We start from the raw sequence: 22,559 nt of genomic DNA, 5'->3' as shown, positions 1-22,559 counted from the left end.
TTCGCTAAAAGTCAATACTGCGGTGAAAAAATAGTTGAATGCCGCTGTCCCCCGGCAGTCTATCCGTTAATATCATTCACTGGAAATCCGCGAAATAATCATATCTGCTTCTTCAACCGTAGCAGCAATATAATCCGCTCCGGCAGCCGATAACTCCTCCTCCGAACCGTAGCCGAATAACACGCCAATGGAGGGCACACCGCAGGCCTTCGCCCCGATAATATCATGCTCCCGGTCCCCGATCATCAGCGCCTGTGTGGCAGGAATATCATTCTGGTCCAGCACATACTGGATCACCTCGCGCTTCTTCGAGCGTGTCCCGTCCAGATTGCTGCCAGCGGTGAACCTGAAGAAGTGATCCAGCTTGTAATGGCGGAGAATTTCCTCAGCAAAGACCGTGGGTTTGGATGTCGCCACATACAGGCTGAACCCCTGATTCCGCAGGTTCTCCAGTAACTCCGGAACCCCTGGAATCACACTGTTCTCGAACATGCCGAGCGTCCGGTAACGCTCCCGGTAGAAGTCCACACCTTGCAGGGCAGCTTCATGTGTCAGACCCTGGATGTGAACAAAAGAATCATAGAGCGGCGGCCCGATATACGGGATCAGCAGGTCGGAATGCTCCACCTCAATATCTAATTTATTTAGCGCATATTCCACGCACTTGGTGATGCCTTCTTTGGGGTCGGTTAATGTGCCGTCCAGATCAAATAAGATATGATGCAACGCGTCCTTCACTTCAAATTCGTGCTCCCTTCCTGTTTAACTTTGTCCATCATACCTTCCTTTCTTCATACTTTCCACACACTTATCTACTAACATCACTATGTAAGCTATATTTGAACCTGGAGGATGTAACATGAACATGACGCATTATATGTCCCTGCTGGCGGACAATCAGCCGTGGAATCTGATTCTTTTTATGGCGATTCCCGTGATTTTTGCCGAGACGATTACGGTTACGGAGTTTATTATTCTGTTCACCAAGAAGCTGAACGGGCCGCTCCGAGCGTTCAACCGGGTATGCAGCATTCTTGCCGGACTTTATTTCACCGGAGTTTTCCTGTACTTGTTCCCTACCGCCTTCATCCCGCTCACCGCAAATGGTGAATGGCACACCTGGGTGGATGTGGTTGCGGTAAGCTTTTATCTGAGCGGAGTCATCTTCCTGCTGCCTCTGGCCCTGCTGGATCTCGGTCTCATCGCCCGCAAACGCAGTGAAGAGAGCAAGCTTAAGCTGCATTTCCTGCTGATCAGCGGCTTCCTCGTTGTTGCCCACATCGCCATGATCTTCGGGATGGTGAATCCAGAAATTATGGGCGGAATGGCTGGAATGAACCACTAAGAGTTGAGTCACCTAAGTATATAAAAGATTGACAGGTGTCCGGGGAGGCTATAGAAATAGCTGCCCGGGCACCTTTTTGTTCATTACGCACAAACCCGGCAGAAAGAGGTCGCCTCTCAGCTATCCGAAGCATGTGCGCCGCTGAATTTTGTCTCATCCGTCCAATCAATCCCGGAGCATCGCGTATATGATTTACTAACGATGGAGACTGGATAGAGATGGGTGAATTCATGAAATTACAAGACGTCAAAAAGGACTATGGACTGATCGTCAGCTTAGGTTCATCTTGTGCGCCAGCAATTAACCTGAAGAGATACGGCCTTCGGAAATTCTCAATGCCTCTAGATTGGATGATTTCGTATTCACTGACCGACATTAACCGGCTTCTAAAGAATGAGTTCAGGAACTTTATGGATTTCAAAAATCTGCATCCGCTGGATGAGACCCATTTTTTACTGGATGATGGAGATCCCGTGTATTTGGATCATTCCAGGAACAATCTGTCACCATCTTATTTCATACGAGACTCTTTGTATAACATCATCTCCGCCCACGATTTCCCGATTATTACAGGTCAGGGCTGGAGCGCTTCCTATCCCGCTTACAGGCTGAAGCTGGAATACCGGATCGGCCGGTTCTGGAACAGTCTGCTCAGCAGCGACGATAGTTTATTTGTCAGATGGTTTGCAAGCGCTGAACAGGTGCTGGAGCTGCATATGATATTATCAAAACTTTTAAACAACAAGAAATTCACAATCCTCATCCTTAATCCTATACCCGGCCTTAGTGCAACAAGAGAAGCGGAATGGGGCATCGGCAATGTCTGCGTTCTGGAAGTGCCCGGTGATATGAATGATTATGCGAATTGGGATTACATCCTGCAAGGTATAAGTCTAAAACATTCTTAGTTATCTCTTAAAAGCAACCTCACAGCGTGTTCCTGCGCCCACCTTACTTGTAAACACAATCGTACCGCCGAGCAGCTCGACCAGCTTATTCACAATGGAAAGTCCGAGGCCGGAGCCTCCGTATTGCCGCGAGCGGGATTTCTCTACCCGGTAAAACCGGTCAAAAATAAAGGGAAGCTCCGCCTCCGGAATACCGATTCCCGTATCCTCTACAACAAATATTGCTGAGACCGGAGTGAATCTTAGATTCACCCTGATCTGTCCCTTTTCGGTATAGCGGACAGCATTCTCCAGCAGATTCATCACGATTTGCTCCATCCGTTTGCCATCGCCTAATACTCTTACCTCCTGCCCGTCATCGTACGAAGCTGTCAGCAGCAGACCTTTCTCCTTCGCCGGTAATTCCACCCTGCGGACCGCCTGATCCACGATCTGTCTGAGATTGACCTGTTCCAGGTTCAGCGGAATTCTGCCCTCTTCCATCTTCGCCAGCTCGAACAAGTCATCGACCAGGTGCTGCAGCCGGTGCGCTTCCTGATCGATGATGTCGAGATACAGCCCCTTCTCTTCCTCCGTCTCATATAACCCGCTCTTCACTACCTTGGCATACCCCTGCAGATAAGTAATCGGTGTCCGCAGCTCATGCGAGATATTGGCCAGAAATTCCTGGCGGGTATCCCTGTAACGCTGCAGGTCAACGGCCAGATCGTTAATGGCTCCTGCGAGGAAACCAATCTCATCCTTGCCGCGGATGGTAAGGCGTGTCTCCAGTTCACCGGCGGCGATCTTGCGGGTGGCTCTCTGCATCTGCAGAAGCGGACGGGACAGGACCACGGCAATGATCCAGGTGATGCCGAGCGCCAAAAGGAACGCGCCAATCCCCGCGAGCAGCAGAATATTGCGCACCGAAGCCAGCGATTCTTCCATACTCGTGGTAGAGGACATTACATACAACGCCGAACTGACCCCATCCTCTCCTGTGATAGGTTGTCCTGTGACGAAATACCGGTGCCCCGCTGGATCTTTGTACAGGAAGCTGACTGTTTTGCCGGTAAAAATGTCTGTAAGATCCCCGGTCCGGATGAACGCCCGGTCCGCAGAATCGTGAACGCCTGAATGCAGATTCGTACGGCCATCAGGAAGAATGTTAAATATACTAACATTGGAGAATTCAGCAAACGTCGTCATCATCTGGCTGGTCGTGGACTCCTTGGACTGGGCCATGACCGTGAAATGGGAGGCCAGCTCCTCCGTTTCCGTCTGCATTTCGTTGTAATAGAAGCTGGTGAACATCCTGTCGATCACCATGCCCAGCGACAGCAGCACGATCAGGAATACGGACATAATGACCAGCCCAAGCTTGGAGCCGATGATATTATGTTTCATCCGGACTACCCGTCACCTGGAATTTATATCCGAGGCCCCATACCGTTTGCACCGGATTATACGCCAGGCCCGCTCTCTGCATCTTTTCGCGGATATTCTTGATGTGGGTGTCGATGACCCGGGTTTCACCGCCGTAATCGTTGCCCCACAGCCGTTCGACCAGCTCATCGCGGGTGAATACCCGTTGTCCGCTGCGCGCCAGCAAGACCAGGAGATCGAACTCTTTTAACGTAAAATCAACGTTCTGGCCCTGCACACGCACCTCGCGTGCCTCCGGGTAAATCCGCAAATCGGGGTACTCCAGTACTTCTTCCCGGGGCGCCAGTGACTGCGTCAGTGCAGAACGGCGAAGCAGCGAATGTATCCGGGCCAGCAGCTCCTCCGGCTCAAACGGCTTGGTCAGATAATCATCTGCGCCGATGCCAAGACCCTGCACCTTATCCTTAATCTCCGAACGCGCGGTAAGCATCAGGATGGGGATATGACTCTGCTCCCGGATCACACGGCAGACCTGCCAGCCATCCATGTCAGGCATCATCACATCGAGCAGAATCAGATCAAACTCATGCTGCCCCGCCATACGGATGGCTTCCTGCCCCGTGGCCGCTTCCCTGGTGGTGAAGCCCTCGTTCAGCAGATATATACGCAGCAAATTCCGCATATTCCATTCGTCGTCTACTATAAGTATTTGAGATTTGGACAAGCCGTTCACCCTTTTCGTGGACTGGTTAGTAGTTCGTGCATTCATTATACCCAAGTGGAAACGGTTATGCCTTCTTACTTGTTATATAAATAAAGAGGCCGGCAGCGGGTCCCGCTGCCGGCTTGCTCTGTCTAATGCCCCGAGTGCGGATTATCACCGGAGGCGGAGGAAATCTCCAGCATGTCATCGATCTCACTCTGCGCTGCGGCGCTAACCGTCGCTGTATCACCAATCAGCCAAGCGTGATTATAAGGCCCTTCAGCCGGTGAATCCTTGAATTTGGGCTGCAGCTCCATCGTATAATTCATCAGAGAATCCGGCAATCCGTCCTGCTTCAAGAAGACCAGCGGCGCGTGTTTGCCCAAGTGTGAGAAGGGGGCAGCGGCAATCGCCAGCATCGTAGAATCCGTAGTCAACAAGGACAGGTTATGTCCGGGAGTAGTGATTCCCCAGCCGAATCCGTTCGCCGTATCCTTGAATTTGGCAAAGGCAATGGCATTCTCATAAGGATCCTCTCCCGCTATGCGCGTAACCGTTCCGTATTGCTTGAGCTGCTCCTCCACATCTGCTGAAATGACAGATTGGGGACCGAGAATATAGATTGCTGCACTGCCGCCGCGTTCCATGAGCGCGTCTGCTGTTGCAGCCGGGATTTCGCTTTTCCCCACAAATAGTAAAGGCTCCGGCATATGAGCGATCCAGTTGACAGCCGGGAGGGTATATTCAGGACTATCCATCGAGCCGATAATGACACTCTGCGGCAGCTCGCCTGACACCTTTGCATAGTAAGCATCAATAGCGCCTGCCACAGCGGCTGGATCATCTCCTTCAATCTTGTCCAGCTTCAGATTAAGCGAGTTGAGCTGAGTCTCGACAGCTTCGGACGAAGGCCCGACAATTACAACCTGAATGCCGTCATTGCCGTCCGCACCAAGTGGCTTCAGCCGCTTCAGTTCAGTAAGAGTCTCATCCGGCACACCGTCTTTGGTGAAAAAGAGCACCGGACCGTTGCTGGGATGGTGGATCAGATCCGTGCTTACCGCCGCAATCTGCCAGTTATCCACACTTGTCAGGACTACAGACGATGGCTGGTTGCTCTTCGTTTCAGCCGTCCATAGAGTTCGGGAGACCAGCACAGCCGCCTGAACAGGGTCAGAGGTGTTGATCCGTGTTGTATTCTTGGTAGCGATCCAAGGTGTAGTTACCGCTGTTTGTGCAGTGATAGCACTTGATTCTTCCTTGTTATCCGCGCCCGGGCTGCAACCCGCCAATGTTGCTCCAAGCAGCAGGATAAAGGTCGCCGTCAGTAGTCTTCTCTTCATTATTGTCCCTCCACTTCAGTTGCTCTCGCGAATAACTAGAAGTGTACAGGACAAATGTGTAGAAAGAATGAAGCTGCTTACCAGGCCACGCGGATAATCAGGCCTTTGGGATCGCCGACTTCGAGATAGGCCGCCTGGCCGTTGACATCATCATAAGGGAAGCCGTAGGCCAGCCCGCTGATGCTGTGGTCATGCCAGAACTTCGCATAGTAATTGGCTGGAGCCGCTTTGTAATAGTCCGCGACATTGTTCCAGTTGCTTGAGGTGAAGACATGGCGGTTAATTGCCGCGCTGGTGGCAGCATCTATAAGCGAGCCATCGTTGCGGAGAATATCCTGGGTGCTGTAGCTGGAATAACCTGCGAAATAATTGCTGTTGGCCCCGCCGGCTTTAAACGATCCATGGACAGGAGCGATAATCCGGTAAGGTGCCTGATCCGTAGCAAGTGATTTGAAGGCAGATGGCACTTCATTCTGGTATTTGCTGAAGATTCCGGCGCGTGTCTCCGATTCCAGCTCGCCTACGGTTTTATCATAGCCGCCAGACAGGCCAACCAGCCGGTGCTGGATCGGGAAACCGAAGGCATCTACGCGCGTCGTGTTGCCGTGATAGCCTGTAGCATCCACCGTGAATTCAACGAAGTCGAAATAGAGATTACGGTTAGGGTCGGTTGGATTATCAATATCCGGTCCGGCAAAGCCGTCATCATAAGTCTTGATGTACAGCGGCGTGCCTACGCTGAGGAACATGCGGCCGGAGGTGATTTTGGGCATCGTTACCCAGGAAGCCTGACTTACGGTATGGTAGATATTCGCGTAATTCACGCCGTTCTTGGTTAGATGGCCGGAGGCATCATTCAGCGCATTAGAGATTGGCAGCAGATTGCCGCTCAGGTCCAGATAACTCCATTTGCCGTTGGCCGGATTGATGCCAATGACTCCCCAATATACCTGATTGTCCGGATAGGCTCCGCCCGTGCCGTTCATGACCTTCACCGACACGGAACCTCCCGGCGGGGTGGGAATGGAAGAGGCGGCTATGGAATAGATCGAAGCAGAGGAACCCCCAGGCGGGGTAGTCGGCGCCGTTCCGGCAGTATACGTAAACCAGCCGGTATCATATGCCGGTGTTCCATTATTGTACGTGAAGAAATAGGTGAGAACCGTTCCGCTGGCAACGCCTGTGACCACCTGCTCATAGCGGGCCTTGCTGCTGTTGTAGGTTGTACGGTAATTGAGCTGCGTTCCGGAATTGACCTTATAATGTACATCGACCCAACTGGTGCTTACCGTAGATTTGAACCAGATCGTCGCTGAAGTTCCCGACAAATCTACTCCCTGTGTATAATCAGCGGCGGCAGCTTTGGAACCAAAGAAAGGCAGGCAAGAGAGCAGAAGCACGAACGCAAGCATGGACATTAGCCATTTTTTAGGCATCGTAATATTCCTCCTTAATTATATTGGCATTGCTGTAATCATTACCTTTGGCAACCGGAAGCTACAGACAGATCATTCAGCATTTCAGAAAGCCTCCACCCTCCTCCATTCCCCGGATCAAAGCCAGAATCATGTATAATTGTATGCGTTTACAAATATGATTATAGTAGGGCAAATCTTCATTTAGTAGGCTCGAAATTTCGGATTTAGGTTCCCATTTTTTGGTTTTATGACTTAATTTCTTCCGTTTCGCCTCTAGAGCGCTGCAAAAATAGCAAAAAGCCCTCAATCCCCAGATGCCAGGTGATTAAAGGCTTTTCTAAACCTTATTTCATTATCTGCTTTTACCAGTGCTGCGAAATAAAGGTATCCCGTCCGGATTGCTCACGGTCCTCTTTATAATGCTTCGGATTCTTCTTGTGATAGTCCTGATGATAGTCCTCAGCCGGATAGAAATGGGGTGCAGGCAGAATCTCCGTCACCACAGGAAGCTCAAATCTGCCGCTGACCGCCACTTGCTCCCGGGAAGCCAAAGCCGCCAGCCGCTGCTCTTCATTATAGTAGAATACCGCTGTCCGGTACTGTGTTCCGCGATCCTGAAACTGTCCGCCGTCATCGGTCGGATCAATCTGCGGCCAGAACAGCTCCAGCAGTCTCTCGTAGGGGAAAAGTGCCGGATCAAACGTAATCTGAACCACCTCAAAGTGACCCGTTGTCCCTGTCTTGACCTGCTCATATGTAGGGTTCTCCACCGTGCCTCCGGCGTACCCTGATACGATTCCGTGAATTCCTGGAAGCTCTTCAAACGGTGTAACCATGCACCAGAAGCAGCCCCCGGCAAACATTGCCTGTTCCATAAGCTTAATCCCTCTCCCTGTCTCTCATCTGCAATTCATACATTATCACATGTAATGAAGATAAGGCCTGCTGGTCATAAAGTCAATTTGAGAGATTAGACCTGCAGGCTTTTGACCATAATGACGTGGGGAATTCCATCCTCCATAAAGACAGGCGAGGAAGTCTCATACCCCAGCTTCTGATAAAAGCCTTCGGCCTGCTTCTGGCCATGCAGCTTGGCTTGCCGGAGTCCTTGCTCAGCAGCCATAGCCTCCAGTGTGCCGATAATTACGGACCCTAGCCCGCTTCGGCGGTACGGGGCCAGCAGACAAATCCGCTCCAGCTTGGCCCATCCGTCCACAACCCGCAATCTGGCTGTCCCTACAGCAGCCTCCTCCGCCTCGTGAAACACCAATATATGCTCTGCCTGGCTCTCATATTGATCAAATTCATCAGCCAGCGGTACGCCCTGCTCCTCCACAAACACTTCACGTCTGATCCGGAAGGCCTCTTGTAATCCTGCTTCATTCGTAACCTTATCTACATGCATATCATTCTGCCCCTCTCTCTCCAGTTAGGATTGCTTAATGCCCGCCCAGAAAATCCCCCAGATATCCTCCAGGCGCTGTTCAAATTCGTCTTGCTTGTAAAAAAACATCTGCATGGCGATCCCGTCAAGCAAACAGTAATACGCCGAGAGCAGACTGTCTGCCCGCTGCTGCCGTATGATCCCCGTGTTCATGCCCTCCTCAAAAATCGCCCGGTACAATACAGCGGAACGCTGCTCCATCATCGCAATCTGCGCCTCCAGCAAGTCCTGGAAGAAAGGAGGCGGAAATTGCACGGCCATTTTATAGAATGCGGTCAATACCGGGTGCTCCACTTTGTAATAGTAGTTCTTATACATAATCTCACGCAGCTTCATCTCTATAGGTGTATCCCTGAGGCCCTTATACAGCTGTTCAAGAAATTCATAGTAATGCCGGGCCATTTCGCCGAAGGCGGCCATGAACAAATCTTCTTTTTTCGGAAAATAGGTGGCAATGGATTGCTTCTTAATCCCTACCGCCTGGGCTATGCCGGCCAATGATGCTCCTTCAAAGCCCTTCTCGGCAAATTGTGCACATGCAGCCTGCAGAATCGCGTTAGCAGTCATCTCTCAAGCCTCCCTGACGATCGTCAGGTAATTATCACATGCAGATTATAATTTGTCAATCTTGCAGGTAACACCCCTGTATGATCGTTGCAGCACGCCAAAAAAGGATCACAGCACGTGATCCTTTTGCCTTGTACACCATGAGTGTACTACGTATCATCTTATTCCAATCATTCTACACATACTGTCCTGCCGTCAGACCCGTTCTGCCCGCCGAGGACTTGTAGATTCCATCGATCAGCTCCAGCGCCTTAATGCCCTCTGCTGCGTCAATCCAGAACTTACGGCCGTCACGGATGTGGGCATAGAAATCATGAATTAACCGCGAATGTCCGGTCCCCCAATACGATTTACCTCCGGTGCTGCCGGTTGCCGGTTCGCTGAGCAGCGTCTCTTGCCCGTCCTTCAACAGATACAGGCAATCCCTACGCTGCAGCAGCGTTCCCTGCTCGAAGACCAGCTCCAGTTCAACGGGAGAATTCACCCCATAAGCATTGGTTCCGTAAAAGAGTCCGCGCACCTTGTTCTTGAAGCTGATGCACGCATGTGCACTATCCTCCACCTCAATAACATCATTCAGCACATCAGTGGTGACACTGCCCTTCACGGAAGAGATTTCACCGCCGAACCATTGCAGCAGATCCAGAGTATGAATAGTCTGGTTGATGAGCACACCCCCGCCTTCAGTAGCCCAGCGTCCTCTCCAGCTGCTATTCCTGTAATAATCGTCGCTCCGGGTCCAGGTAACTACCCCCTTCATACAAATGAGGGCTCCCAGTTCGCCGGAATCTATCATCGTCCTGATCCGGACCGAAGGGTCATTGTAACGGTTCTGGAAGACTACACCGAGCTGTCCCTCCGCTTGATCCGCTGCTGCCTGCATTAACCGGGCTGAAGGTACATCCAGCGCCATCGGCTTCTCGGTTAATACATGTTTGCCGGCCTTCAGCAGTTCCACCGCCATCCCGGCATGCAGATGATGGGGCGTGCACAAATGGACAATTCCGATATCTGCCCGCTCCAGAAGCTGCTTGTAATCCGTCAAGCCCTCACATCCGTAATCCTGGGCGGATTGCGCTGCCTGAACGGGATCACTGTCCACCACGGCCAGCAGCCGCGCATAATCTATAGAAGCAATAGCCCTGGCATGCAGCGGAGCAATCGCACCACAGCCGATAATCGCTGCTCCAATTGGATTCATCTTATACACCTTCCGTTCTTCTGATAGCTGTGATGCAACTATTTGAGAGTATCCGGGGTCAGATTGAGCGCTTGCCGCTGTGCCTCCAGGCATAGTTCGGCCGCCTTGAAGGCATGCTCCTGGGTCATGGCATTTTCTGTACGCTGCAGGCAGTCCAGGATCAGCTCGCCGAAGAACGGAAAGCCGATTTTACCTGCTACATGCTCATAATGCTCTCCCTCACGGTCCACATAGTAGACATGGTCAGGCGTGCTGGAGCGGCCAATATCGCTGTATTTGCGCAGTTCGATATATCCTTCGGTGCCCATAATGATCGTCCGGCCATCGCCCCAGGTCCCTAATCCTTCCGGAGTGAACCAGTCTACGCGGAAATATTGGGTCGCCCCGTTATCGCCCACCAGCGTGGCATCACCGAAATCCTCCAGCTCCGGGTATGCCGGATTGTTATAGTTCGCTACCTTGCTGTGCAATATCTTGGCATCGCGGCAGCCGGCATAGAAGAGGAACTGTTCAATCTGATGGCTGCCAATATCACAGAGAATGCCCCCATATTTATCACGCTGGAAGAACCAGTCCGGACGGCTTGGCGCATTTAACCGGTGAGGTCCCATTCCAATGACCTGGAGAACACGGCCGATTGCCCCCTTTTGCACAAGCTGACCTGCATACACAGCACTCTCCACATGCAGTCTCTCACTGAAATAAGTCATGTATTTCTGCTGCGTCTGCTCCGCCTGAGTCCGTGCTGCTGCCAGCTGATCGAGTGAGGTGAACGGTGTTTTGTCCGTGAAATAATCCTTGCCGTGTGCCATGACGCGCAGACCCAGCGGACCCCGCTCCGAAGGAACTGCCGCCGCCGCTACGAGCCGGACTTCAGGATCTTCCAGAATCTCTTCAGCCGAACGTGCGGCCCGGACACCGGGATAGGTGTTCTGGAACACTTTTACCTTCTCCGGGTCAGGATCGTATACCCATTTCAGCTGTGCTCCTGCTTCCACAAGCCCGTTGCACATCCCGTAGATATGCCCGTGATCCAGCGCCAGTGCGGCAATTACGAATTCACCGGGGCCAACCACAGGCTTGGCCTCATGCACAGGGGCATACATCATCCCATCCTTGCGGCTCATGCCTCAACCTCCAGCTTAGCGTGCAGATAGTTCAGACTAATCTCCAGGCTCTCAAACGGATCACGCTGGCACACATCCTGCTCCACGATATGCCATTCCACACCTGTCTTGCGGCAGGCTTCAATAATCGCTCCGTAATTCATGTTCCCCTGGCCGATTTCGGCAAAAATTGGTTTGCGCGACAGAACCGTCATATCTTTGAAATGCACGGCCTGCATTCTGCCCTTCACTTTATGAATCCACTCTACAGGATCGCCGCCGCCTGCCTGAACCCAGTACAGATCCAGCTCAAAGCCGAACACCTCCGGATCACTTTCCTGCAGCAGAATTTCCATACCGGTCTTACCTTCGAAACGTTCAAATTCAAAATCATGATTATGATAGACAAATTGCAGGCCATACTGCTCCTTCAGGGTACGCGCAATACCGGAGGCCAGCTTGGCAAAGGTGCGGTAGCCTTCCTGGCTGGTCTGATACTCTGCCGGCAGTCCGCCAAGGCCGATGTACTTGCAGTTCCACAGCTTATGTTCAGCTGCGAGCGCATCCAGATCATTCACCAGCCGGTTCCAGGGGACATGCGTTGCACATATTTTCAAGCCGTATTCATCCGCATACTCCTTCACCAGCTTAGGGTCCATCGGGCCAATCCCCGAGATCTGCACGGCCTGGTAGCCAATTTCGCTCACCTTCCGCAGACTTTCTCTTAACCCCTCCGGGGTCTGGGTAAATTCACGTAAGGTATACATTTGTGCGGCAATAGTTGAACGTTCCATCTCATTTATCCACTCCTAGCTTAGTTTGAATTGGTTAGATGATGCTATACCTGCAGGTTAAAGAGCGATGCTAGTGGGTTCCCGATACATCCAGGGCTTTCTGGCTGACGGGTGCCTTTTGAAAAGTAGAGTTCTGCACCTGCACCATCAGCTTCTCGTGGAACAAGTCACTGTCGATCGGCAGGTCCACCCAGTTGTCGGTCCACGCTGACAGGTACATCGCATTGGAAAGAGTCAGTCCGTGAATCCCCTCTTCGCCAGGCGCCAGGAGCGGCTCGTCATGAAGAATGGCATTGGTGAAATTTCGCATAATGCCTTTATGCTGATCTCCATCACCAGGTGCAACCGGAATCTCGCATTTCCAGCACTCGGGTGCTCCGAATCCTCCGGTAAATTCAGCATTGAATTGCGGCTCCGGTGTGCGCAGGCGGAAGAACGTCAGCTTCCCGTCTTCGATTACGATTTTACCGTTGTCGCCTGTGATCTCGAACCGGTTCGTTCCCGGCGCCTCCCCTGTAGTGGTGATGAACAGCCCCGTTGCGCCGTTCTCGTATTCCACATAAGCCGTCACGTCATCCTCAACCTCTATGTTGCGGTACTTCCCGAATTGGCAAAAAGCCCGTACCCGCTTCGGCATCATTCCCGTCGTCCACTGCCAGAGATCCAGCTGATGCGGGTCCTGGTTAAGCAGTACACCTCCGCCTTCTCCGCCCCAGGTCGCCCGCCAGCCGCCGGAATCATAGTAGCTCTGTGAGCGGTACCAATTGGTGATAATCCAGTTCGTCCGCCGGATCTCCCCCAGCTCCCCTGACTTGATCAGCTCTCTCAGCTTCTGGTAGAGCGGGTTGGTCCGCTGGTTGTACATAATGCCGAACTTGCGGTCAGACTTCGCAGCAGCGTCGTTCATCTCTTGAACAGCTTTGGTGTACACGCCTGCGGGCTTCTCTATCAGAACATGCAGCCCGTAACCCAGTGCTTCAATCGCGAGCGGCGGGTGGTCATAATGCGGTGTAGCAATCAGCACAGCATCAATGGTCCCGGACTTGAACAGCTCTTCCGGTGACAGGAACCGCTGCACGCTATCCGGCAAATGCTCCTCCGCCCAGTCCAGCCTTTCCGGGCTGGTGTCACATACGGCTGCCAGCTCAGCCCCCTTAATATCACTTAGCAGGCTCTGCGCATGCGCTCGCCCCATATTGCCCACTCCGATGATGCCAAATCGTACCTTTTCCATCTCCCAATCACTTCCTATTACAGTTTATGATATGAGGATAACCTTAATCGCCCTCGCTGAACATGACTGTAATTAAGGTGTTTTTGTATATAAATAAGATGTATTAGATAAATGAAAGCGGTATAATGAGTTTATGAGCGTTGTAAAGGAGCTAAACCTATGAATATGAATGCCAGCGGAAATCTGACCGGACGCCTGCTGCAGAATCTGACCGTTACAGTTACGCATGCCCAGTTGACCAGCAGATACCCCGGATGGAATAGGACAAACGAGACCCCTTCCTTCAACCGGCTGTACTATATTGATTCCGGCGAAGGCAAGGTGATTATCAACGGCGTGGCCTATTATCCCAAGCCCGGGCAATTAATGATCATGCCGGCGGGTTCTACCCAGACCACGGATACCTCGCCGAATGATTCCTACACACGCTACTATTGTCACTTTGATGCGCAGATCGGGGAATGGCCGCTGTTTCATTCTGCCAATAAGCTCTATATCAGCGATGTGCCGGACCCGGATGCGGTAAGGGCGATTTTCACGGAAATGATTGATTTGTTTCAGGATACCGGCTTTCTGGCGACTCTGCGGACCCAGGCATCGCTGCTCACGCTATTGGCGCTATGTCTGGAATCGGGAGGCTACAGCAATTTCCTGGATGACCTGACACATACCAGCGATCAGGGGAAGCTGGCGAATGTGCTGACTTACATTGACCAGCGCCTGATGCGTCCGCTTGATGTGGAAGAGCTGGCGGAGCTCGTTCATCTGCATCCGAACTATTTCATTCCCTATTTCAAGAAATTCATCGGCGTTCCCCCGATGCAATACGTTCAGCTGAAACGGATGGAGCTCGCCAAAAGACAGCTCTCCTACACCGATTTCAGCATCTCCAATATCGCCGAGCAGGTCGGCATGGAGCTGGCCCATTTCTCCAAGGTATTCAAGAAGACTACTGGCGTTTCTCCTTCTGCTTACCGGAGCAGTACGAAGTGAGCTTAAACACTTACCCTCGAGTTGGATCAACATCAGCGCACCTGGATGGACGCTCCCGCTTTTCAACATTCCCGAGATTCGAAGTACCATTCATCAATTCAAACTGCGAGTTGAACCTTCGCTGACCCGATTGTTATGTAGCCCCCTCCGCCTGTAGGAAGCTAGTTGGATTTTCTACACTTAATTTTTCTGCTGGATCTACTTGATCGGGACTAAGTGGAATTTCGGCATTTAATTCTGCCGACTTCCCTGTTAGCTCCCATTCTGGGTAGGATTAAGTGGAGTTTTTCCAACTAAATCTCCAGATTCAGAGTTTGTTGCAGTATTAGATGACGTTTATCCAACTAGCATCCCCTGAGTATACGAGCACACTAAGAGGGAGATTGCCTGAAGAGGCATCATACTTTTCTAAAAAACAAAAAAACAGCAAGCCTCCAAAAAAGAGACCTGCTGTTTTTTGATTGATACTCAAATCAATGGATGCATTTACTGTTGTTCTTAAGATTGTAGTAGCACCTTACACTTAAACAGCGGAGCGGGCGGACTGATTGTGGAAAAGCGGCAGCGTTCGCCTTGGTTTCCGGATTTTCACCGCTAAGGGGAATGAAAAAAATCCGGAAAGCACAGCGATTGTAACAACAGTCCGTTTGCGGAGCGTCCACCCAGGCGCTGATGTTAATCCTACTCCATTTTAGCCACAACCTACTTTATCCCGAAATACGCATCTGCATTGTTGTAACAAATATTCTCAATCGTCCGGCCCACAAAAGCATAATCGCGCGGCAGATCGCCCTCTTCAATCCATGTGCCGAACAGGTTGCACAGAATCCGGCGGAAGTATTCATGACGCGTGAAGGAGAGGAAGCTTCTGGAGTCGGTCAGCATGCCGACGAATGGACTGATCAGGCCGATGCTGGAGAGCGCCTTCAATTGCTGCAGCATGCCTTCCTTCTGATCATGGAACCACCAGCCTGAGCCCATCTGCACTTTGCCTTTGATCCCCGAGCCCTGGAAATTACCGATCGATGTTGCAATCATCTCGTATTGTGACGGATTCAGCGTATACACAATGGTCTTCGGAAGCTGTCCGCTGGCGTCCAGATCATTCAGCAAGGCGTTCAGGCTGCGGGCCATATTGAAGTCCAGAATGGAATCGAACCCGCTGTCCTTGCCGAGTGCATCGAACATCCGTGAGTTGTTATTGCGGAGCGCCCCGATATGCAGCTGCATGCTCCAGCCCCGCTCGTGATACAGCCGGCCTAATTTGAGCAGTGTGTAGCTCTGGAACTTCTGTTCCTCCTGGGCGCTGATCTCCTCGCCTTTGAAGGCACGGGCAAATATGTAAGCTGCTTCATGTTCCGTCGAATGTGCATGCGGAAGCTCACCGAAGGCCTGATCCGACAGACGGCAGCCATGCTTGTGGAAATAATCGATCCGCGAAGTCACAGCCTTCATGAATTCGGAATAACTGTGAACTTCCAGTCCGCTGGCTTCACTAAGCGTGGCAACATAGCCGGCAAAACCTTCATCGCGGATATTCAGCACCCGGTCCGGTCTGAAGGTTGGAGCAACCACGGTCTCCAGTGCACTGTCATTCTTAATAAGAATGTGATGCTCCAAGGAATCAGCCGGATCATCCGTTGTGCAGACGACGTCAACATTCTGCTTCTTAAGGATGCCCTGTGTAGTCATGCCGTCTCCTTGCAGCTGTTCATTACAGCGGTCCCAGACGCTCTCCGCATTATCGGCCGAGAGCAGCTCATCGATGCCGAAGTAGCGCTTCAGCTCCAGATGTGTCCAATGGTACAGCGGATTGCCCAGCATCTCGGGTACTGAACGCGCCCAGACCATAAATTTGTCTTTGTCCGGAGCGTTCCCGGTAATCAGCTGTTCATCGATGCCGAGCCAGCGCAGCGCACGCCACTTGTAATGGTCCCCCGATAACGCCAGATCGGCGATATTGCGGAACTTGCGGTTGCTGCTGATCTCCTGAGGATTCAGATGACTGTGGAAATCGTAGATCGGCATTTTTTGGGCATAGTCATGGTACAGGGTTTGTGCACTTTTGTTGAGGAGCAGCCAATCTTCATGAATAAAAGGTGAGGTACTCAATGTGTTCTCCAGCCTTTCGTCATACCGTATTTTAGAAGATAAGAATGTATAAGCTACTCGCAATATAACGTTCTTATCTTTTCCGCAGAAGCGGAAATTTGTCCTGGTAAGGACGGTATTAGCCGTTTCTGCCTGTTTGCACTACCATACTACCATACTTGTATGGTAGTATGGTAGTGCTTCTGAACAACTTAACAGGAGGGCTACGCGATGGAATACATTATCGGTACACAAGCGGTTTCCACACGGGACATCGTGTATCGTTCTTTGAAGAATCAGATTTTGCTGTTGGAGCTCCCTCCCGGCACCAGCATCTCGGAGAAGGAGATTTCACTTAAATTCAATGTTAGCCGCACTCCCGTCAGAGAGAGCTTCGTCCGGCTGGCCCAAGAGGGCCTGCTCGATGTCTATCCCCAGCGCGGAACGGTTGTCTCTCTTATTGATTCTGGACTCGTCGAGGAAGCCCGCTTCATGCGCGAGCATCTGGAGCGGGCGGTTATGCGCGAGGCCTGCAGCTCTTTTCAGGCCAAACATCTTATAGATCTTAAGGCGAATCTGGATAAACAGAGACTCTGCATTGAAGATCAGGACTATAAGGAAATGTTCATGCTGGATGAAGAATTTCATCATCTGATCTTTACAGGCTGCAGCAAGAAGAATACCTGGGAAGTAGTCCAGCAGATCAAGGTCCATCTGAACCGCAGCCGGATGCTTAAGCTAACGGCAGATCATAATTGGGAGCATCTGTATCAGCAGCATTATTGCCTCTATGAAGCGATTCAGACACATGATGTTTCGCAGGGTGATCATATGATGCAGGAGCATATGGCATTAACCATTGCCGATCAGGAAATGCTGATGGAGAAATACCCGCAGTACTACAAGTAGAAACGGCTTTGCCGTCCATTTAACAAAGAATCCGGGGAACTGAATAGAAGCCCCGCCCGGCGGGTAATGATGCCCGATAGTAAACAGACTTAGTCCTTACTTAGGATCATACTTACATTAGAGAAGGGTTGGATACCTATGTCTGAGTTGGCATTACAGCCTCAACTGGCAGGCAAAATCACCGTGATTACCGGAGGAGCCGGCGCACTTTGCAGCGTGATGGCCCTGGAATTAGCCCGTCAAGGCGCCAAGGTCGCCATTCTGAACCGCACTGCGGACAAAGGCGCCGCTCTGGCCGCGCAGATAACTGCAGCCGGAGGCCAAGCACTTTCCCTGGCCTGTGATGTTATGGATTCCAACAATGTGCAGCAGGCAGCCGATGAACTTCTGAAGCACTGGGGGCCTTGTGATTTATTAATTAACGGAGCCGGCGGTAATCAGCCTTCGGCAATTACGACCCATGAGACCTTCGCGGACGGAGACCTGGAGAATCCGGATATCGTCTCCTTCTTCGATCTGTCTGTAAGCGGGTTCCGCAATGTCCTAGATTTAAATATGACCGGAACGTTAATTCCGACCCAGATCTTCGCCAAGCAGATGCTCGGGTGCACCGGAACATCTGTCATCAACATTTCCTCTATGAGTGCCGCTTCGCCGATGACCAAAGTTCCGGCATACAGTGCTGCCAAGGCGGGGATTAACAACTTCACGCAATGGCTGGCCGTCCATCTGGCAGATGCGGGAATACGGGTTAACGCTATAGCCCCAGGCTTCTTCGTAACCGCTCAGAATGAACAGCTGCTTGTGGACAGTAATGGAGAGCTGACAGAACGTTCCCGCAAAATCATCTCCCAAACCCCGATGCGCCGTTTCGGTACGCCCAAGGATCTGCTCGGCACCCTGCTCTGGCTGGCAGATGAGCAAATGTCGGGATTCGTCACCGGAATCACCGTGCCTGTGGACGGCGGATTCATGGCTTATTCCGGGGTTTGAGCGGGATCTATGATGTGATGTATTCCGTTCCACTGGACTAAGATAATCCCAACCAATGTACCAGCCCAAATCCGAGCAGCGACATGAATACCGAACCTATGAATCCGGCGATTACCGGCTTACGCCCCATGCTGCTAAAGATCTTGAGGTCTATCCCGAGTCCAAGTCCCGCCATCGCCATGGCCAGCAGCAGATAGGCAAGCGTGATCATGTCTGACGCAAGCTGCTGAGGGATGACCTCAAGTGTATTAATGCCGCTCATCAACAGAAAGCCTGCAATAAACCAGGGAACCGGGAGCTTCTTGCGCTCCCGGTTTCCTTCCGTTTCGGCGGCACACCCTTCTTCTGCTCCATCGGACAGTTTCATGCGGCGGTTTAACTTCCGCTCCCTGCGGCCTTCTATCAGGCCCAGAATCAGAGCGACCGGAACCAGCATTGCTACCCGCGTCAGCTTCACCAGTACTGCCAGATCGGAGCCTTGCTGCCCGGCAGGTACGGCTGCAGCGATGACATGTGCCACCTCATGCAGGGTTGCTCCTGCGAAGATTCCGTACCCCGAAGCACTTAAGCCCATGTATGGATATAGAATCGTATATACAAGTGTAAAAACAGTTCCCAGAATCGCTACTGTTGCCGCTCCTACTGCCGTCTCGTTGTCTGTCGCTTTGATCTGCGGGGCAATGGCAGCTACTGCTGCCGCGCCGCAGATGGCTGTTCCGCACGCGGTCAGCAGCCCCAGTCTTCTGTCCATCTTCAGCCAACGCGCCAAACCATACACAGTGAACAGCGTGAACACCAGGTTAATAGCTGCAATCCCGGCCACTTTTGGACCCTCCTGTACGATATCCCCCAGATTTAGTCTCATCCCCAGCAGAATGATTCCTGCTCTGAGCAGTCTTTTGCCCGAGAACCGTACGCCTGCCATGGCCTGCTCCGGAACACCGGCTACTGCTCTGAGACCAGCCCCCAGCAGAATGGCCAGCACCAGCTGGCCCATAATGCCGAGGACCGGCAGCAAGGCTAAATATTTTGCCGCAACCGCCAGAGTGAGTGTAACCACAATCCCGCCGGCAAAGTAGACATATCTATGATTACTCCGCTGCAATCTGTAACTTCCGCTTCCATTCATCCGTCCCGCGCCCCATTCACTACTTCGTTATAACACCGCTTTTATAGCTTTACTATATAAGCATGTTTACGGAATGTGAAATACAGGTTTGCTATTTCAATCATTACAAATACTTATGTTTAGGCGAATTCACTATGTTAAAATAGAAAAAAACCGTAATTACAGCTACATCCATCTTCAATAAATGAGGGATTATTATGATTACTGATGGGCTCCGCGTTTTCGTTACCGTAGTAGAGCAGCAGCATTTCTCTAAGGCGGGCGAGCTGCTCAACCTCTCCCAGCCCGGGGTCAGCCTGCATATCCGCAATCTGGAGAACGAATTCGCAGTGAAGCTGCTGCACCGTTCCCCCAAGCAAGTACGTCTTACTGAAGCCGGAGCCATTCTCTACAAGCATGCGAAACAGATGCTCATGCATTATGAAGAGGCCGGCCGGGAGATCCGGCTGCTGCAGGACGAAGTGACCGGCACCCTGCAGATCGGAGCCAGCTTCACGATTGGGGAATATGTGCTCCCGGCCCGCCTGGCCGATTTCGCCCGTCAATATCCGCTGGTCAGTCTCCAGGTCACCATAGGCAATACGGAAGAGATTATTGCTGCGGTCCGGTCTAACCGGCTGGATATCGGCTTCATCGAAGGTGAAACGTCAGGCACCGATCTGTCCATCATCCCGTATATGAAGGACGAGATGATTCTGGTCGCGCCCTCCGCTCACCCGCTAAGCAGTGAACTCGCTGTAGAGGATCAGATGCTGCATAATGAAGTCTGGGTGCTGCGGGAACCGGGTTCCGGCACCAGGGCTTTCAGCGACCGTTTTTTGCAGGAATCAGGTATTCAGGTCAAACGCTCCTATGTATTCAACAGCAGCCAGGGTGTCAAGGAAGCGGTCAGCGCCGGACTTGGACTGTCCCTGCTGTCCAGATGGATTGTACGCAAAGAGCTGGCCAGCGGCGAATTAAGTGAACTAAGAATCAGGCATACACTGACTGAAAGGGATTTCCGGATCATCCGGCAGAAGAATGCTCCAGATACACTGGCTATGCGGGTCTTTATCGGGAAGCTGCTGGATTGATTAACTCTGCTCCAATTAATCAGCCGGCAGAAGCCAGAACAGAACAGCTACAAGACGCCCGGTCCTCCACTGAAATACGTGCGGGGGACCGGGCGTCTTGTAAGATCAATTATTCAGCTATTCTGGCAGGCCGAATCATGATTATCCCTGCCGGTGGAACCTCCAGTGCATGCACACCTTTCTTCCACACCAGCCTGTGGTCCGCAATAACAGTTCCCCGGCAGTCGCGGATATTCACGAGCAGCAGACCCGGATCGCGGTCCAGCTCCAGTACCAGGCGCGGGTTCAGCGTCCCGTTGATTACCAGAACCAGCCCGGGTAAATCCCCTGCTGCAGGGATTACTGTATCATGATAAGCGGCAAACACCCACTTCTGCGCGGTCCGGGCGATGACAAGCGGATACAGCAGCTCGGGACTCATCGGCTCCAATGTGCCGTCCAGCAGTACATCCCGGTGCCCCCGCCAGAAGCTTAACCAGAAGCCCAGCATAGCCTTATGCGGCTCCGGCAGAGTATCCAGCCGGACGGATATCTGCGGCACAGCGAACAGAATGTTAATGAACTGTAATGCCGCTGCCTCGACCGGTTCCTCCGGATTCCACATCAGCATATCGGCATGTGCCGCGGTATCCCCGCAGATCAGCCGGATATCGATTGTATGCATCCGGTTCTGCAGGGCATCGTTCGGACAATCTGCTGCCCGGAACATATTGCCGTATTTGCGCATCAGCGGTCCGGTATAATTCTGGCGGAATTCGATCATAATATCCGGCTTCAGCTGCCGCAAGCGGGAGAGGATTCCGCTTAACAACAGATCGACGGCTTCCGGAACCGAGCCTGTATCCCTGCCGTTCGTTCCGTCCTCGTGTTGGCTGGCAGCCTGCCCTTCCACATAGAAGCTGTCTACAAAGTCGAGCTTGAAGCCGTCCAGATCCCAATCCAGCAGTGCCTGCTCATATAAGGAAATTAAGTATTCCCGGACTTCCGGATAACGGGGATCGGCCACGCCTGCTCCGAAGCTCTCACTATAGTAGAGTAACTTATCCTTGAAGCGCAGCCAGGCTTCACTATGCTTGCCAATGAACGGCACGGCATACCACAGCAGGTATTTCATGCCAAGATCATGGACACGGGCTACATGAGCCTGCATATCCGCGATTTTGTCCGGGCTGGCCTTCCAGTCTCCGCAATACGCATACCCCCGGGCTTCATCTGACGTCTGCCAGCCATCATCCACAATTACCGCACCGCAGCCCAGTTCAGCTGCGAGTCTGCACTCCAGCTCTACGATCTCCGGCTTCAGCTGCTGATGGAAGCTGTACCAGGTGGAATATACCGGCTCCCTTGCGGTATCAGGAACCGGGGACGGCTCACTCCCTTTCAAGCCTGCCCACCATTTCCCCGCTGCGCCTAGTGCTTCATAGTAAGGAACATTGCGGGAATCCAGCCGCAGGATGAGCTCATAATGTGTTATGGGAGAGACATCGCCTGCGAACAGCGTTACAGCACATTGAAAGCTGGAACTTTCTTCATTCAGCCCCGCACGCAGCTCCAGCGGATTCAAAACGTCTGAGCAGGCAAAGGTCAGAGCGTTGTTCCCCCTGCTGCCATACAGGCTGACAACCGGTGCAGAGAAAGTGGATCTGGACAGGAACCCCTCCCGCCAGTCGGGAACCAGTCCCCTGTTTCGTTCCGCTGCCGGATGCCACATTCCTTGAATATCAATGGCCTGACAGCTCCAGCGAAGGGTTAGCTTGGGGGGAGCTGCCGGAACAAGAGCACTGAGTGTCAGGATGGCGTAGGCAACGCCATCTACTCCATGCTCCACATGAAGCTGAGATTGAAAGTCCGGACTGCTTCCTTCAAGAAGGATCTCGTAATCTCCAGTGTAAATGGTCTTCAATACGGTCCAAACTCCTTTGTAGCCGATTGACTGCTTATAC

Annotated in this window: 21 protein-coding genes; 6 read left to right on the top strand and 15 right to left on the bottom strand. The window is 52.1% G+C overall.

Features of this window, described 5'->3' with window-relative positions; translation table 11 throughout:
• Positions 1-72: 72 nt before the first annotated feature.
• A complete protein-coding gene (locus tag GC101_RS24695; protein WP_171719423.1) occupies positions 73-738 on the bottom strand; it encodes an HAD-IA family hydrolase in 666 nt (221 codons plus the stop codon).
• A 121-nt stretch (positions 739-859) separates the two neighbouring features.
• On the opposite strand from GC101_RS24695, the gene GC101_RS24690 reads away from it, so the two are divergent.
• Together GC101_RS24690 and GC101_RS24685 are read left to right on the top strand one after the other, a co-directional pair.
• Positions 860-1,345 (top strand): DUF6803 family protein, encoded by a 486-nt coding sequence (locus GC101_RS24690; protein WP_042137086.1) that lies wholly within the window; start codon positions 860-862, stop codon positions 1,343-1,345.
• Between the two features lie 230 nt (positions 1,346-1,575).
• A complete protein-coding gene (locus GC101_RS24685; RefSeq protein ID WP_171719422.1) occupies positions 1,576-2,253 on the top strand; it encodes a DUF1796 family putative cysteine peptidase in 678 nt (225 codons plus the stop codon).
• On the opposite strand, the gene GC101_RS24680 is transcribed toward GC101_RS24685, so the two are convergent.
• The 11 genes from GC101_RS24680 to GC101_RS24630 all read right to left on the bottom strand — a co-directional run bounded on the left by GC101_RS24680 (position 2,254) and on the right by GC101_RS24630 (position 13,428).
• Positions 2,254-3,639, bottom strand: coding sequence for a sensor histidine kinase (locus tag GC101_RS24680; RefSeq protein WP_171719421.1), 1,386 nt, complete (start codon positions 3,637-3,639; stop codon positions 2,254-2,256). It abuts the gene before it with no gap.
• Positions 3,629-4,342 carry a response regulator transcription factor gene (locus tag GC101_RS24675; RefSeq protein WP_246354491.1) on the bottom strand — a complete coding sequence of 238 codons (714 nt, stop codon included), beginning with the start codon at positions 4,340-4,342 and terminating at the stop codon, positions 3,629-3,631. Before GC101_RS24675 ends, GC101_RS24680 begins: the two co-directional genes overlap by 11 nt.
• Positions 4,343-4,473: 131 nt before the next feature.
• Complete coding sequence (locus tag GC101_RS24670) at positions 4,474-5,664, bottom strand: cell wall-binding repeat-containing protein (protein WP_171719419.1); 1,191 nt, start codon at positions 5,662-5,664, stop codon at positions 4,474-4,476.
• A gap of 77 nt (positions 5,665-5,741) precedes the next feature.
• Positions 5,742-7,100 (bottom strand): glycoside hydrolase family 64 protein, encoded by a 1,359-nt coding sequence (locus tag GC101_RS24665; RefSeq protein ID WP_171719418.1) that lies wholly within the window; start codon positions 7,098-7,100, stop codon positions 5,742-5,744.
• 344 nt (positions 7,101-7,444) lie between these two features.
• Positions 7,445-7,957 carry a peptide-methionine (S)-S-oxide reductase MsrA gene (gene msrA / locus GC101_RS24660; protein ID WP_171719417.1) on the bottom strand — a complete coding sequence of 171 codons (513 nt, stop codon included), beginning with the start codon at positions 7,955-7,957 and terminating at the stop codon, positions 7,445-7,447.
• A 95-nt stretch (positions 7,958-8,052) separates the two neighbouring features.
• Positions 8,053-8,487: a GNAT family N-acetyltransferase gene (locus GC101_RS24655; RefSeq protein WP_171719416.1), complete on the bottom strand. Its 435-nt coding sequence runs from the start codon at positions 8,485-8,487 to the stop codon at positions 8,053-8,055.
• Positions 8,488-8,511: 24 nt separating this feature from the next.
• Positions 8,512-9,093: a TetR/AcrR family transcriptional regulator gene (locus GC101_RS24650; RefSeq protein WP_171719415.1), complete on the bottom strand. Its 582-nt coding sequence runs from the start codon at positions 9,091-9,093 to the stop codon at positions 8,512-8,514.
• A 175-nt stretch (positions 9,094-9,268) separates the two neighbouring features.
• Positions 9,269-10,294: a Gfo/Idh/MocA family protein gene (locus tag GC101_RS24645; RefSeq protein WP_171719414.1), complete on the bottom strand. Its 1,026-nt coding sequence runs from the start codon at positions 10,292-10,294 to the stop codon at positions 9,269-9,271.
• Between the two features lie 38 nt (positions 10,295-10,332).
• Positions 10,333-11,421, bottom strand: coding sequence for a Gfo/Idh/MocA family protein (locus GC101_RS24640; RefSeq protein WP_171719413.1), 1,089 nt, complete (start codon positions 11,419-11,421; stop codon positions 10,333-10,335).
• A complete protein-coding gene (locus GC101_RS24635; RefSeq protein ID WP_171719412.1) occupies positions 11,418-12,194 on the bottom strand; it encodes a sugar phosphate isomerase/epimerase family protein in 777 nt (258 codons plus the stop codon). The genes GC101_RS24640 and GC101_RS24635 overlap by 4 nt, the downstream gene beginning before the upstream one ends.
• 70 nt (positions 12,195-12,264) lie before the next feature.
• Positions 12,265-13,428: a Gfo/Idh/MocA family protein gene (locus GC101_RS24630; protein WP_171719411.1), complete on the bottom strand. Its 1,164-nt coding sequence runs from the start codon at positions 13,426-13,428 to the stop codon at positions 12,265-12,267.
• A gap of 159 nt (positions 13,429-13,587) precedes the next feature.
• Between GC101_RS24630 and GC101_RS24625 the strand changes: the two genes are divergently transcribed.
• On the top strand, positions 13,588-14,421 hold the full coding sequence (locus GC101_RS24625; protein WP_343049821.1) for a helix-turn-helix domain-containing protein: 834 nt from the start codon (positions 13,588-13,590) through the stop codon (positions 14,419-14,421).
• 702 nt (positions 14,422-15,123) lie between these two features.
• On the opposite strand, the gene uxaC is transcribed toward GC101_RS24625, so the two are convergent.
• Positions 15,124-16,533 carry a glucuronate isomerase gene (gene uxaC, locus GC101_RS24620; RefSeq protein ID WP_171719410.1) on the bottom strand — a complete coding sequence of 470 codons (1,410 nt, stop codon included), beginning with the start codon at positions 16,531-16,533 and terminating at the stop codon, positions 15,124-15,126.
• Between the two features lie 210 nt (positions 16,534-16,743).
• Between uxaC and GC101_RS24615 the strand changes: the two genes are divergently transcribed.
• Positions 16,744-17,421 (top strand): GntR family transcriptional regulator, encoded by a 678-nt coding sequence (locus tag GC101_RS24615; RefSeq protein ID WP_039292670.1) that lies wholly within the window; start codon positions 16,744-16,746, stop codon positions 17,419-17,421.
• A 138-nt stretch (positions 17,422-17,559) separates the two neighbouring features.
• Positions 17,560-18,414, top strand: coding sequence for an SDR family oxidoreductase (locus tag GC101_RS24610; protein ID WP_171719409.1), 855 nt, complete (start codon positions 17,560-17,562; stop codon positions 18,412-18,414).
• A 37-nt stretch (positions 18,415-18,451) separates the two neighbouring features.
• Here GC101_RS24610 and GC101_RS24605 read toward each other — a convergent pair whose 3' ends face one another.
• The gene (locus tag GC101_RS24605; RefSeq protein WP_171719408.1) at positions 18,452-19,543 is read right to left on the bottom strand and encodes a YeiH family protein; all 1,092 of its coding nucleotides are present in this window, start codon (positions 19,541-19,543) and stop codon (positions 18,452-18,454) included.
• Positions 19,544-19,740: 197 nt separating this feature from the next.
• On the opposite strand from GC101_RS24605, the gene GC101_RS24600 reads away from it, so the two are divergent.
• Positions 19,741-20,616 carry a LysR family transcriptional regulator gene (locus GC101_RS24600; protein WP_171719407.1) on the top strand — a complete coding sequence of 292 codons (876 nt, stop codon included), beginning with the start codon at positions 19,741-19,743 and terminating at the stop codon, positions 20,614-20,616.
• Positions 20,617-20,725: 109 nt separating this feature from the next.
• Here the strand turns inward: GC101_RS24600 and GC101_RS24595 are convergent, their stop codons facing one another.
• A complete protein-coding gene (locus tag GC101_RS24595; RefSeq protein WP_171719406.1) occupies positions 20,726-22,519 on the bottom strand; it encodes a glycoside hydrolase family 36 protein in 1,794 nt (597 codons plus the stop codon).
• Positions 22,520-22,559: the final 40 nt, after the last annotated feature.

It is taken from the genome of Paenibacillus phytohabitans, from assembly GCF_013141775.1.
GTDB lineage: Bacteria > Bacillota > Bacilli > Paenibacillales > Paenibacillaceae > Paenibacillus_AQ > Paenibacillus_AQ phytohabitans.
The sequence above is the reverse complement of the archived record's forward strand: the minus strand, read 5'-3'. Positions and strand labels throughout refer to the sequence as shown.

What these genes read in the sequence shown, in the direction of transcription:
- GC101_RS24625 (WP_343049821.1), top strand. Translation starts at nt 13,588, where the DNA reads ATGAATATGAATGCCAGCGGAAATCTGACCGGACGCCTGCTGCAGAAT.
- GC101_RS24615 (WP_039292670.1), top strand. Translation starts at nt 16,744, where the DNA reads ATGGAATACATTATCGGTACACAAGCGGTTTCCACACGGGACATCGTG.
- GC101_RS24680 (WP_171719421.1), bottom strand. Translation starts at nt 3,639, where the DNA reads ATGAAACATAATATCATCGGCTCCAAGCTTGGGCTGGTCATTATGTCC.
- GC101_RS24640 (WP_171719413.1), bottom strand. Translation starts at nt 11,421, where the DNA reads ATGAGCCGCAAGGATGGGATGATGTATGCCCCTGTGCATGAGGCCAAG.
- GC101_RS24605 (WP_171719408.1), bottom strand. Translation starts at nt 19,543, where the DNA reads ATGAATGGAAGCGGAAGTTACAGATTGCAGCGGAGTAATCATAGATAT.
- GC101_RS24645 (WP_171719414.1), bottom strand. Translation starts at nt 10,294, where the DNA reads ATGAATCCAATTGGAGCAGCGATTATCGGCTGTGGTGCGATTGCTCCG.
- GC101_RS24670 (WP_171719419.1), bottom strand. Translation starts at nt 5,664, where the DNA reads ATGAAGAGAAGACTACTGACGGCGACCTTTATCCTGCTGCTTGGAGCA.
- msrA (WP_171719417.1), bottom strand. Translation starts at nt 7,957, where the DNA reads ATGGAACAGGCAATGTTTGCCGGGGGCTGCTTCTGGTGCATGGTTACA.
- GC101_RS24665 (WP_171719418.1), bottom strand. Translation starts at nt 7,100, where the DNA reads ATGCCTAAAAAATGGCTAATGTCCATGCTTGCGTTCGTGCTTCTGCTC.
- GC101_RS24635 (WP_171719412.1), bottom strand. Translation starts at nt 12,194, where the DNA reads ATGGAACGTTCAACTATTGCCGCACAAATGTATACCTTACGTGAATTT.
- GC101_RS24610 (WP_171719409.1), top strand. Translation starts at nt 17,560, where the DNA reads ATGTCTGAGTTGGCATTACAGCCTCAACTGGCAGGCAAAATCACCGTG.
- GC101_RS24690 (WP_042137086.1), top strand. Translation starts at nt 860, where the DNA reads ATGAACATGACGCATTATATGTCCCTGCTGGCGGACAATCAGCCGTGG.
- GC101_RS24600 (WP_171719407.1), top strand. Translation starts at nt 19,741, where the DNA reads ATGATTACTGATGGGCTCCGCGTTTTCGTTACCGTAGTAGAGCAGCAG.
- GC101_RS24650 (WP_171719415.1), bottom strand. Translation starts at nt 9,093, where the DNA reads ATGACTGCTAACGCGATTCTGCAGGCTGCATGTGCACAATTTGCCGAG.
- GC101_RS24655 (WP_171719416.1), bottom strand. Translation starts at nt 8,487, where the DNA reads ATGCATGTAGATAAGGTTACGAATGAAGCAGGATTACAAGAGGCCTTC.
- GC101_RS24630 (WP_171719411.1), bottom strand. Translation starts at nt 13,428, where the DNA reads ATGGAAAAGGTACGATTTGGCATCATCGGAGTGGGCAATATGGGGCGA.
- GC101_RS24685 (WP_171719422.1), top strand. Translation starts at nt 1,576, where the DNA reads ATGAAATTACAAGACGTCAAAAAGGACTATGGACTGATCGTCAGCTTA.